Here is a 13,329-nt window from a genome sequence, read left to right as displayed (position 1 = left end):
GTCGAACTCCGCAACCAACTCAACACCGCCACCACACTCCGCCTCCCCACCACCCTCGTCTTCGACCACCCCAACCCCACCGCCCTCGCCACCCATCTGCACACCGCGCTGCTGGGGGACGCGACGGCCCCGGTCCCGGCTGCGGTATCAGTGGCGGGCCACGCCTCGGACGAGCCGATCGCGATCGTCGGCATGGCGTGCCGTTACCCCGGCAGGGTGTCCTCCCCGGACGAGTTGTGGCGGCTGGTCGCCGAAGGCACCGACGCCATCAGCGAGTTCCCCGTCAACCGGGGCTGGGACCTGGAGCGCCTCTACGACCCGGACCCCGACCACATCGGCACCTCCTACACCCGCCACGGCGGCTTCCTGCACGACGCGGACCTCTTCGACCCGGAGTTCTTCGGGATGTCACCGCGCGAGGCCCTGGCCACCGATCCGCAGCAGCGCCTCCTCCTGGAGACCGCCTGGGAGACCCTGGAGAACGCGGGTCTGGTGCCGGCCGCCCTCCGGGGCTCCCGGACGGGCGTGTTCACGGGCGTGATGTACCACGACTACGGCTCGGGGATCGGTACGGCGCCCGAGGACCTGGAGGGCTATCTCGCGGGCGGCAACGCGGGCAGCATCGCGTCCGGCCGTATCTCGTACACCCTGGGGCTCGAAGGCCCTGCCGTCACTGTGGACACCGCGTGCTCCTCGTCGCTGGTGGCACTGCACATGGCGGCGAACGCGCTACGGTCCGGTGAATGCGATCTGGCTCTCGCGGGCGGGGTCACCGTGATGGCGTCGCCGATGTCCTTCGTGGAGTTCTCCCGGCAACGCGGGCTGGCGGCGGACGGCCGCTGCAAGCCGTTCGCCGCGGGTGCCGACGGGACGGGCTGGAGCGAGGGAGCGGGCCTGCTCCTCGTCGAGCGTCTCTCCGACGCGCGCCGCAACGGACACCAGGTCCTTGCTGTCATCCGGGGCTCGGCCGTCAACCAGGACGGTGCCAGCAACGGGCTCACGGCTCCCAACGGCCCCTCCCAGGAGCGGGTCATCCGCCAGGCGCTGAGCAACGCGGGCCTGACCACCGCCGATGTGGACGCGGTGGAGGCGCACGGCACCGGCACCACCCTGGGCGACCCGATCGAGGCGCAGGCACTGCTCGCGACGTACGGCCAGGACCGCGCCGAGGACCGGCCGCTCTACCTCGGCTCCCTGAAGTCCAACATCGGGCACACCCAGGCGGCGGCCGGTGTCGGCAGCATCATCAAGATGGTGCAGGCGATGCGCCACGGCGTCCTGCCGAAGACCCTGCATGTGGACGCGCCCAGCTCACACGTCGACTGGGACGCGGGGGCGGTGGAGCTGCTGACCGAGGCCCGCGACTGGACGGCCCCGGAGGGGCGCCCGCGCCGGGCCGCCGTCTCCTCGTTCGGGATCAGCGGGACGAACGCGCATGTGATCGTGGAGGCTCCGGAAGAACCGGTCACCGGGGAAAGCACGGACGCGGTACGGGAGTTGCCCGTCGTGCCGTGGGTGCTCTCCGCCAAGTCGGCCCCCGCGCTACGGGACCAGGCCGCGCGGCTCCTCGCGTACACCGAGGCGAATCCGCACCTCACGCCGGTCGAGATCGCCCACGGTCTCGCGACCACGCGGTCCGCGTTCGACCACCGGGCGGCGGTGACGGCCGCCGACCCCGGCACCCTGAACGAGGCCCTGCGGGCCCTGGCCGGCGACACGCCCCACCCCGCGCTGACCACCGGCAACCGGAGCGCGGTCGGCAAGCTGGCGTTCCTCTACACCGGGCAGGGCGCCCAGCGCATCGGCATGGGCCAGGAACTCGCCGCCGCCTACCCCGCCTTCGCCGAAGCCTTCGACACGGCGATCGCAGCTCTCGACCCCCACCTCGACCGCCCCCTGCGCGAAATCATCACCACCGGCGACGGACTCGACCGCACCGAATACACCCAACCCGCCCTCTTCGCCGTCGAAGTCGCCCTCCACCACCTCCTGAAGTCCTGGGGCATCACCCCCGACCTCCTCGCCGGACACTCCATCGGCGAACTCACCGCCGCCCACCTCGCCGGAGTCCTCGACCTCCCCGACGCCGCCCGCCTCGTCACCACCCGCGCCCGCCTCATGCAGAACGCCCAACCCGGCGGCGCGATGGTCGCGATCCAAGCCACCGAAGAGGAGGTCACGCCCCACCTCACCGAGGGCCGCACGGCCATAGCCGCCCTCAACAGCCCCACCTCACTCGTCCTCGCGGGCGACGCGGACGCCGTGGAGGCCGTCGCCGCCCACTTCCGCGACCAGGGCCGCAAGACCACCCCCCTCAAGGTCTCCCACGCCTTCCACTCCCCCCACATGGACCCGATCCTCGACCAATTCCGCGCGGAGGCATCCCAGCTCACCTACCACCCACCCCGCATCCCCCTCGTCTCCACCCTCACCGGCCAGCTCGCCACCGAAGCCGAACTCACCTCCCCCGACTACTGGACCAACCACATCCGAGGCACCGTCCGCCTCACCGACACCCTCACCACCCTCGCGGCCCAGGGCACCACCCACTACCTCGAAATCGGCCCCGACACCGTCCTCGCCTCCCTCGCCCGTGACACGGTCGACGGGCACGCCGTCGCCGTGCAGCGGCGGGGCCGGGGGGAGGCGGCGACGGTCACGGCCGCTCTCGGCGCCCTCCACAACAGCGGAGTCGCGGTGGACTGGGAGGCGTACTTCGCCGGCACCGGACCGGTGCCGGGCGCCGGGCGCGTCACGCTCCCCGGCTACGCCTTCCAGCGCGAGCGGTACTGGCTCACCGGCGACGCCGCCCGCCGCCCCGAGGCGGGCGGCCTGGGTCACGCGGTCCTCGACCGCGTGGTGGAGGTCGCCGACGGCGCGGCCCGGTTGTTCACCGGAGGACTGGCCCAGCACCGGCAACCATGGCTGGCCGAACACACCTCCGCGCACATCGTGGAGGGGACCCCGGTCGTCCCGCCGGCCGCGCTCGTGGACCTGGTGATCCGGGCCGGGGACGAGCTGGAGGCCACGGCGGTGGAACGTCTCACCGTCCGGACGCCGCTGGTGCTGCCCCGCAACGGCGCGCTGGAGGTGCAGCTCTCGGTCGTCCCGGCGGACGGCGAGGGGTCCCGGCACGCGTTCACCCTGCACGCCCGCCCGGAGGGGGAGGCCGGCCGGTGGACCGTGCACGCCGAGGGCGTCCTCACCGAGGCCCCCGCACCCACCGAGACCGACGCATCCACCGAGGCCGACACCACCGGTCCCGTCGCCGCCACCGTGGAGCTGGACACCGCCCTCGCCGCCGAGGCCGCCGCGTACGGGCTGCACCCGTGGCTGCTCGACGCGGCCCTGGAAGCGGTCCTGGACGCGGCCGAGGAGCGCGGCGACCTCGGCCCGGTGCCCCCGGGCGCGGTCCGGGTGCCCGCCGGCTGGTCCGGGGTGCGGCTGCACGCGACGGGCGCGACGGCCGTGCGGGTGCGCTGGTCCCGGCGGGACGACGGCGCGCTGTCGCTGACGCTGTCGGACGCGGCGGACCAGCCGGTGCTGACGGTGGACCGGCTCGTCCACCAGGACGTGCCCGCCGCCGAGTTCGCCCCGGCGGGCGGCGCCGCCCTGCCGCTGTACCGGCTGCTGTGGACACCCGCCGAACCGGCCGCGCCCCCGGTGCCCTTGCGCTGGGGTGTGCTGGGCGGCGCGGAGGCGGACGGCGCGCTCGGGCAGGACGGGCTGCCGTTCGGGAGCGTCCGGGAGGTCGCCGAGGCGGTGGCGGCCGGGGGCGCGCCCGTGGACGCCGTACGCGTCTGGGCGGGGACGACACCCGAGGACGCCGACGGTTCCGCGGTGCCCGATGTGGTCACCGCGCTGCACCGGCGCACCGGCCGGGTCCTCGCCCTGGTGCGGGAGTGGCTGGCGGACGAGCGCCTGACGGAGCTGCCCCTGGTCGTGCTGACCCGGGGCGCGGTGACCACCGGTATCGAGGGGGTGTCGGATCTCGCGGCGGCGGCCGTGTGGGGGCTGCTGCGGTCCGCGCAGGCCGAGGCGCCGGACAGGATCGTGCTGGTGGACCTGGAGCAGCCGCTCGGTTCGGACGACCGGCCCCTGGGCACCGGGCTGCGGCCGGCCGGCGCGGCCCCGCTGCCGCTGCCGGCCGAGGCGCTGGCCGCGGTGGTCGCGGCGGGTGAGCCGCAGGCCGCCGTGCGCGGCGGCACGGTGCGCCTGCCCCGGGTGCAGCGCAGTTCGGCGTCGACGCTGGGCACCGACGGGCAGGCCATGTCCTGGGACCCGGACGGCACCGTGCTGATCACCGGCGGCACCGGGGCGCTCGGCGCGCTGACGGCCCGGCACCTGGTCGCGGAGCACCATCTGCGGCGGCTGCTGCTGGTGTCCCGGCGCGGCCCGGACGCGCCGGGGGCGGCCGAACTGGTCGCCGAGCTGGCGGAGTCGGGGGCGGTGGCCGAGGTGGTCGCCTGCGACGTGTCGGACCGGGCGGCGCTCGCCGCGCTGCTCGCCGGCATCCCGGCCGCGCATCCGCTGACCGGGGTGGTGCACGCGGCCGGCGCGGTCGACAACGCGCTGCTCGCCGATCTGACCGCGGAGCGCACCGCCGCCGTCCTCGCGCCCAAGGCGGACGCGGCCTGGTATCTGCACGAGCTGACCCGGGACCTGGACCTCTCCGCGTTCGTGCTGTTCTCGTCGAGCACGGGGGTGGTCGGCGGTCCCGGGCAGTCCGGGTACGCGGCCGCGAACGCCTTCCTGGACGGGCTGGCCGGGCACCGGGCCGCGCTCGGGCTGGCGGCGACCTCGGTGGCCTGGGGCCTGTGGGACGCGCCGGGCGGTGTGGGCGCGGGCATCGGCGACGCGGGCCGGGCCCGGTACGCCCGTGAGGGCTTCCGCCTGATCGCCCCGGCCGAGGGCGCGGCGCTGCTGCACTCCGCCCTGGTGGACGGGGAGGCGCAGTTGCTGGCGCTGCCCGTGGACGCCTCGGCGATGCGGGCGCACGGCCGGGTGCCGTCGGTGTTCCACTCCCTGGTCCGGCCGAACGGACGGCGGTCCGCCGCGTCCGGGGACGGCGGGAACGGTGACGGGGCCCTGGCGGCCCGGCTCGCCGAACTGGCCGCCGCGGACCGGGAGACGGCCGTACTGGACGTCGTCCGGGCGGAGATCTCGACGGTGCTGGGCCGGTCCGGCGCGCACACCGTGGAGCCGGACCACCCGTTCAAGGAGCTGGGCTTCGACTCCATGACGGCCGTGGACCTGAGCAACCGGCTGACCGCGCAGACCGGGGTGCGACTGCCGTCGACGGTGGTCTTCGACCATCCGAGCCCGACCGCGCTGACGGCGCATCTGCTGGACCGGATGGACCTGGGCGAGGCCCGGGGCGCGGACCGTGCCCTGGCCGAACTCGACCGCTTCGAGGGCGTCCTCGCGACGGCGGGCGACGACGAGGAGACCCGGCGGGCGGTGTCGGCACGGCTGGAGGCGCTGCTGTCCCGGCTCGCGGACGCGGGCGCGCCGGCGGGTGACGCGGGCGCGGAGGACGCGGCCGAGTCGCTGGAGTCGGCCTCGACGGCGGAGATCTTCGCGTTCATCGACAACCAGCTCGGCCGTACCGCGAGCTGAGCGGGCACCGGACCCGCCGCTGCGCTCGCGGCGGCGGGCCGGTGGCCGCCTCCGGCCCGCGCAGGACCCCTGCCCCAGCGGGGCGCACCGGGTGCGCCCCGCCGACACGAGGAGAGACCGAACCGCCATGTCGAACCAGTCCGACCAGACCAATCAGACCAACGGGCCTGCCGGCGAGGAGAAGCTGGTCGAGTACCTGAAGTGGGTCACGGCCGATCTGCACAAGGCGCGTCAGAAGATCGCCGACCTGGAGGCGGCGCGGGACGAGCCGATCGCGGTCGTCGGGATGGCGTGCCGCTATCCGGGCGGGGTGCGCTCCCCGGAGGACCTGTGGGAGCTGGTCCGCGAGGGCCGGGACGGGATCACCGAGTGGCCGACCGACCGCGGCTGGGACGTGGAGGGCCTGTACGACCCGGAGCCCGGGAAGCCGGGCCGCTCGTACACCCGCGAGGGCGGGTTCCTCGACGGGGCGGCCGAGTTCGACGCGCCGTTCTTCGGTATCTCGCCGCGTGAGGCGCTCGGCATGGACCCGCAGCAGCGGGTGCTCCTGGAGGCGGCCTGGGAGGCGTTCGAGAGCGCGGGCATCGACCCGGCGTCGCTGAAGGGGTCGCGGACGGGTGTGTTCGCCGGGGTCGTGGAGCAGAGCTATCTCGACCGGGAGGGGCCCGAGGAGTTCGAGGGCTATCTGATGACGAGCAAGCTCAGCAGTGTCGCCTCGGGCCGGATCTCCTACACCTTCGGTTTCGAGGGCCCGGCGGTCTCCATGGACACGGCCTGCTCCTCGTCGCTGGTGGCGCTGCACATGGCGGTGCAGTCGCTGCGGTCGGGCGAGTCGGCGCTCGCCCTGGCGGGCGGTGCGACGGTCTCCGGTTCGCCGAACGGTTTCGTCGACTTCTCGCGGCAGCGGGGGCTGGCGGCGGACGGCCGCTGCAAATCCTTCGCCGAGAGCGCGGACGGCACGGGGTGGAGCGAGGGCGTCGGCCTGCTGCTGGTGGAGCGGCTGTCCGACGCCCGGCGGAACGGGCACCCGGTGCTGGCCGTGATCCGGGGCTCGGCCGTCAACCAGGACGGCGCGAGCAACGGACTGACCGCCCCCAACGGCCCCTCCCAGGAGCGGGTCATCCGGGACGCCCTCGCCTCGGCCGGGCTGGGCACGGCGGACGTGGACGCGGTGGAGGCGCACGGCACCGGGACGCGGCTGGGCGACCCGATCGAGGCGGGGGCCCTCCTCGCGACGTACGGCCGGCACCGGCCGCAGGACCGGCCCCTCTACCTGGGGTCGCTGAAGTCCAACATCGGGCACTCGGTGGCGGCGGCGGGCGTGGGCGGGGTCATCAAGATGATCCAGGCGATGCGCCACGGCGTCCTGCCGAAGACCCTGCATGTGGACGCCCCGACCTCGCATGTCGACTGGTCGGCGGGGGCGGTGGAGCTGCTGACCGAGGCCCGCGACTGGACGGCGCCGGAGGGGCGTCCGCGCCGGGCGGGGGTGTCCGCGTTCGGGGTGAGCGGGACGAACGCGCATGTGGTGATCGAGGAGGCGCCGTCCGAGCCGGCGGCGGAAATCCCTTCTGCCGTAAGGGAGTTGCCGGTCGTACCGTGGGGGCTCTCCGCCAAGTCGGCCCCCGCGCTGCGGGACCAGGCCGCGCGGCTCGTCGCATACACCGAGGCGCACCCGGGGCTGTCGGCGCTGGACATCGGCCACAGCCTGGCGACGAGACGGGCCGCCTTCGACCACCGGGCGACCGTGACCGCGGCCGACCCCGGCACCTTCCGCGAGGCCCTGCGGGCGCTGGCCGAGGGCACCCCGCACCCCGCCCTCACCACCGGCACCCGGGCCACTCCCGGAAAGCTCGCGTTCCTCTACACCGGGCAGGGCGCCCAGCGCATCGGCATGGGCCAGGAACTCGCCGCCGCCTACCCCGCGTTCGCCGAAGCCTTCGACACGGCGATCGCCGCGCTCGACCCCCATCTCGACCGCCCCCTGCGCGAGATCATCACCACCGGCGACGGACTCGACCGCACCGAATACACCCAACCCGCCCTCTTCTCCGTCGAAGTCGCCCTCCACCACCTCCTGAAGTCCTGGGGCATCACCCCCGACCTCCTCGCCGGACACTCCATCGGCGAACTCACCGCCGCCCACCTCGCCGGCGTCCTCGACCTTCCCGACGCCGCCCGGCTGGTCACCACCCGCGCCCGCCTGATGCAGTCGGCGCCGCAGCACGGCGCGATGCTCGCGATCCAGGCGCCGGAGCACGATGTGGCCGCCTCGCTGCGCAGCCACGGCGGCGCGGTGTGCGTGGCCGCGGTGAACAGCCCCCGTTCCGTGGTGGTCGCGGGCGACGAGGACGCCGTGGACGCGGTCGCCACCCACTGGCGGGAACGCGGCGCGGCGGTCAAGCGGCTCTCCGTCAGCCACGCCTTCCACTCGGCGCACATGGAGGGGATGCTCGACGCCTACCGTGCCGTCGCCGCCGAACTGACGTACCACGCACCGGCGATCCCCCTGGTGTCCACGGTGACCGGCCGGCCCGCGACGGCCGCCCAGCTCACCTCGCCCGACTACTGGGTCACCCAGGTCCGGGAGGGCGTCAAGTTCCTGCACGCGGTGCGCGCCCTGGAGGCCGAGGGGGCGACCGCCTTCCTGGAGATCGGCCCGGACGCGGTCCTCACCGCCCTCGCGCACGACAGCGTCCAGGACCCGGACGCCCTGCTGGCCGTCCCCGCCCTGCGCCGGAGCCACGAGGAGCCCGCCGCGCTGGCGCAGGCGGTCGGCGCGCTGCACCAGCGCGGGGTGCGGATCGACTGGGACGCGTACTTCGCGGGCACGGGCGCCCGCGCGGTGGCGCTGCCCACCTACGCCTTCCAGCACGAGCGGTACTGGGTCGCTCCCGGGGGCGGTCCCGCCGACGCGGCCGGGCTCGGTCTGGTGCCGGGCGGGCACGCGCTGCTCGGCGCGGTCGTGGACCTGCCGGACTCCGAGGGGGCGCTGTTCACCGGGCGAGTGTCGCCGCGCAGCCACCCGTGGCTGGCCGGGCACACCGTCTCCGGCACCGGGGTGCTGCCCACGGCCGCCGTCGTGGAGCTGGCGGTCGGCGCCGGGGACACCCTCGGCGCGGGCGCGCTGGCGGAGTTGACCGTGCACGCCCCGCCGGTCCTCCCGGCGGACGCGCCCCTGCATCTGCGGCTCTCCGTGCGTGAGCCGGACGGGCACGGGCAGCGGGCGTTCACCCTCTACAGCCGCCCGGACGGGGCCGATGTGCCGTGGACGTCGCACGCCACCGGGCGGCTCGCCCCGGGCGGCCGGGCCGCGCCCGCCGCGCCCGTGTCCTGGCCGCCCGCCGACGCGGAAACGATCCCGCTGGACGCGGCGGACACGGCCCGGGGCGTGCTCGCCGCCTGGCGGCTGGGTGAGGAGGTGTACGCCGAGATCGAGCTGCCGGAGGACCGGCACGCCCAGCGCGCCGGCTTCGGACTCCACCCGGACCTGCTGGACGCGGCCCTGCGCACCCCCGCCCTGGGCGCGGACGCGGAGGCCCGGGAGGCCGTCGCGGTCGGACTGCGCGAAGGCTTCGAGCTGTACGCGACGGGCGCGACCTTCCTGCGGGTGCGGGCCGTCCCGCTGGAGGGCGGTGCGGGCGGTGACGGCGGCTGGTCGGTGGAGCTGGCCGACCGGGCCGGGCAGCCGGTGGCCTCCGCCCGCGGGGTCGTCCACCGGATCCTGGCCGCCGAGGAGTTGGGCTCGGCCGGAGAGCGGCTGCGGGACGCGGCCTTCCATGTCGCCTGGTCCCCGGTCGCCCTGGACCCGCCGGGGCGGGCGATCACCTGGGGTGTCCTCGGCGGCCCCGGCACGGGCCGTGGCTCGGGCCCGGTGGCGGGCCCCCGTTTCGCGGACGTGGACGCGGCGGCCCGTGCCCTCGCGGCGGACGGCGGCGGCCTGGACGCGGTGCTGGTGACGGACGCGTACCCGGCCGCCGGCTGGCCGGACGCCCCGGACTCCGCCGATCCCGTCGCCGAACTGCACGCGCGCACCGGCCGGGTCCTGGAGCTGGTCCAGCGGTGGCTGGCCGACGAGCGGACGGGGTCCGCGCGGCTGGTGGTGCTGACCCGGGGCGCGGTGGCCACCGCACCGGGCGAGGACGTCACGGACCTGGCGTCGGCCGCCGTCTGGGGCCTGCTGCGCTCGGCGCAGTCGGAGGCCCCGGGCCGTATCGTCCTGGTCGACACGGACGCCGGCGGCGACCCGTGGCTGGGAGCGGTGCTCTCCTCGGTGCTGGTCTCCGGCGAACCGCAGGCGGCGGTACGCGGCGGGCGGGTCCTCGTCCCCCGCGTCCACCGCACCCCCGCCCCGCCCACCCGGGCCCCGGCGGCCCGGGCCGGGAGCACCGACCCGACCGCCGCCGGGGCCTGGAACCCGGACGGCACCGTGCTCGTCACCGGCGGCACCGGCAGCCTCGGCTCCCTCTTCGCCCGCCATCTCGCCGCCCGCCACGGTGTGCGCCGGCTGCTGCTGCTCAGCAGGCGCGGCCCCGCCGCCCCCGGCGCGGCCCGGCTGGTCGAGGAGCTGGCCGCCCTCGGCGCCGAGGCGGACGTGGTGGCCTGCGACGCGGCGGACCGCGAGGCGCTCGCCGCCGTGCTGGCCGCGATCCCCGCCGAGCACCCGCTGACCGGTGTCGTGCACACCGCCGGTCTCATCGACGACGGACTCGTCACCGACCTGGACCCCGCCCGTCTCGACGCGGTGCTGCGCCCCAAGGCGGACGCCGCGTGGAACCTGCACGAGCTGACCTTGGGGCTGGACCTCTCCGCGTTCGTGCTGTTCTCGTCCATCGCGGGTGTCATCGGCGGCGCGGGCCAGTCCAACTACGCGGCCGCCAACGCCTTCCTGGACGGCCTGGCCGCCCATCGGGCCGCGCAGGGCCTGCCCGCGACCTCCGCCGCCTGGGGCCTGTGGCAGCAGTCGGACGGCATCGCGGGGTCGCTCGACGCGGCCGATCTGGCCCGGATCGCGCGCGCCGGGTTCCTGCCGGTGTCCCAGGAGCGGGGCCCGGCCCTGCTCGACCTGGCGCTCGGCGACCCGCATCCGGCGCCCGTCCTCACCGGGCTCGACCTGGTGGCGATGCGCGAGCAGCCCGCCCAGGTGCCGCTGCTGCTGACCGCCCTGGTCCGGCGGCCGGTGCGGCGGACGGCGAGCAACTCCCCGCAGGCGGAAGGGAACCTGGCCGAGCGGCTGGCCGGTCTCGGCGCGGCCGAGCAGCACCGGGTCGTCCTGGAGTTCGTGGCGGGCGAGACGGCGGGCATCCTCGGCCACCCCGACCCGGCGGCCCTGGAGACCGAGCAGCCCTTCGTGAAGCTGGGCTTCGACTCGCTGACCTCCGTGGAGCTGCGCAACCGGCTCTCCGCGGCCCTCGGCACCACCCTGCCCGCCACGGTGGTCTTCGACCACCCGAGCCTGTCCGCGCTCGCCGGCTTCCTGCGGGAGCTGCTCGTCGCACCGGCCGGGGACGGCGGCGCGCCGGGCCGTGGACAGGCCGACTTCGCGGCCGAGATCGTCCTGGACGAGGAGATCGTCCCGGCGGCCGAGACCGTGCGCTGCGCCCCCGACCCGGACCATGTCCTGCTGACCGGGGCGAGCGGCTTCCTCGGCGCGTTCCTGCTGCGGGACCTGCTGCGGGAGACCCGGGCGACCGTGCACTGCCTGGTCCGCGCGGCCGACGAGGCGGACGGGATGCGGCGGCTGCGCGAGAACCTGCGCTTCTACGAGGTCGCGGACCAGGTGGACGAGGCCCGGCTGCGGGTGGTCGTGGGCGATCTGGCGCGGCCCCTGCTCGGGCTGTCCGAGGCCGCGTTCGACGAGCTGGCCCGGACGGCCGACGCCGTGTACCACGCGGGGGCGACGGTCCACTGGCTGCACCCCTTCACCACCCTGAAGGCGGCGAACGTGGACGGCACCCGGGAGGTGCTGCGCCTCGCGGCCCGGCACCGCACGGTGCCGGTGCACTACCTCTCCACCACCGGGGTGTTCGCGGGCGAGCTGGCGGGCGGGGTGCCGCTGCGGGTCGACGACCCGACCGGGCCCGCCGAGGCACTGCCCAGCGGCTACCTCCAGAGCAAGTGGGTGGCCGAGCAGGTCGTCGGCATCGCCCGGGAGCGCGGCCTGCCGGTGTCGGTCCACCGGATCGACGTGATCTCCGGCGACACGGTCAACGGCGCCTGCCAGACCCGGGACTTCGTGTGGCTGAGCCTGCGCGGCCTGGTCCAGGCGGGCGCGGTGCCGAAGGGCCTGGTGGGGAAGGTGCATCTGACGCCCGTGGACTACGTCAGCGCGGCGGTCGTCGCCCTGTCCCGGCGCCCGGAGTCGGCCGGCGGCACCTTCCACCTCTACAACCAGAGCCACGGCAGCTTCGCCGGTTTCGTCGGCGAACTGCGCTCGCTGGGCTACGAGTTGGCGGAGCTGGACTGGGACGCGTGGAGCGGGGCGGTGAAGTCCGACCCCGACAATGTGATGCTGCCGCTGATGGAGGCGTTCGAGATGATGGCCTCCGCCAACGAGGCGTTCTATCCGCCGGTCGACACCGCGGTGGCCGAACGGGCCCTGGACGGTACGGGTGTCGGCTGCCCGCCGATGACGGCTGCCCTGTTCCGCCGGTACATGGACTTCTTCGTCCGCGCCGGCTTCTTCCCGGCCCCGCCCGCACCGGCTGCCTGACCCCGCACGACCCCCACCTCCACTTCCACGCACTTCCACGCACGAGCAAGGCGGCCGGTCCCGTCCCTGAGGGGGCGGGGCCGGCCGCCGGACGGGACACCTCTGATGACGACGACGGAACGCGCCACGGGCTCCCCGCCCCGCCTGGAGGGCCACTGGTTCCGCCGGTTCGGCGGCACGGCGGAGGGCCACGGCGGCCCGCTGCTCATCTGCTTCCCGCACGCCGGGGGCGCGGCCAGCGCCTATCTGCCCCTCTCCCGGGCGCTCGCCCCCCGGGTCGACGTCCTCGCGGTGCAGTACCCGGGCCGCCAGGACCGCCGCCTGGAGACGCCCGCCGAGTCCCTGACCGCCCTGGCCGAGACGGTGGCCGCCGAACTGGCGACCGGCCTCGGCCACGGGCGCCCGTACGCCCTGTTCGGCCACAGCATGGGCGCGGCCCTCGCCTACGAGACCGCGCGCAGGCTCCGGGGCCACGGGGTGCCCGCGCCGGAGCGGCTGTTCCTGTCGGGGCGGGGCGCGCCCTCGCCGGAGCCGCGCCAGAGCGACCGGGTGAGCGGTGACACCGCGCTGGTGGCCGAGATCCGGCGGCTCGGCGGGACGGGGAGCCGGGTCCTGGACGAGCCGGAGCTGCTGGGCATGGTGCTGCCCGCCCTGCGCGCCGACTACCGGGCCCTCGCCGGCTACCGCTGGACGCCCGGGCCGGCGCTCGGCGTCCCGTTCACGGTGCTGGTGGGCGAGGACGATCCGGTGGTCCCGCCCGGCGACGCGGAGGGCTGGCTCGCCCACTCGACCGAGGCGGGCGCGTTCCTGACCTTCCCCGGCGGGCACTTCTATCTGGACGCGCACACGGAACGGGTGGCCGGGGTGATCGCGTCCGCGCTCGCCGTGCCCCCGCCGCCGGGCTGAGGGCACGCGGCAACGCTGTGGGGCGGGAACCCTTCCGGAAGGGTTCCCGCCGCCCCCCCGCGTGGGGGGGGGAGAGGGGGACGGCCCCCGCC

At 75.8% G+C, this 13,329-nt stretch carries 3 protein-coding genes; all 3 read left to right on the top strand.

What is annotated here, in order from left to right; all coding sequences use genetic code 11:
• The coding region (locus ABZ457_RS29725) for an SDR family NAD(P)-dependent oxidoreductase (protein WP_359163893.1) at nt 1-5,619 on the top strand (5,619 nt) is incomplete at its 5' end.
• A 127-nt stretch (nt 5,620-5,746) separates the two neighbouring features.
• Entirely contained in the window at nt 5,747-12,331 is a 6,585-nt protein-coding gene (locus tag ABZ457_RS29720) for a thioester reductase domain-containing protein (protein ID WP_359163890.1), read from the top strand.
• Between the two features lie 105 nt (nt 12,332-12,436).
• Entirely contained in the window at nt 12,437-13,237 is an 801-nt protein-coding gene (locus tag ABZ457_RS29715) for an alpha/beta fold hydrolase (RefSeq protein ID WP_359163887.1), read from the top strand.
• Nucleotides 13,238-13,329: the final 92 nt, after the last annotated feature.

The organism is Streptomyces sp. NPDC005805, from assembly GCF_040630445.1.
GTDB lineage: Bacteria > Actinomycetota > Actinomycetes > Streptomycetales > Streptomycetaceae > Streptomyces.
Note: the sequence above shows the minus strand (reverse complement) of the source record. Positions and strands in the feature narration are given on the sequence as shown.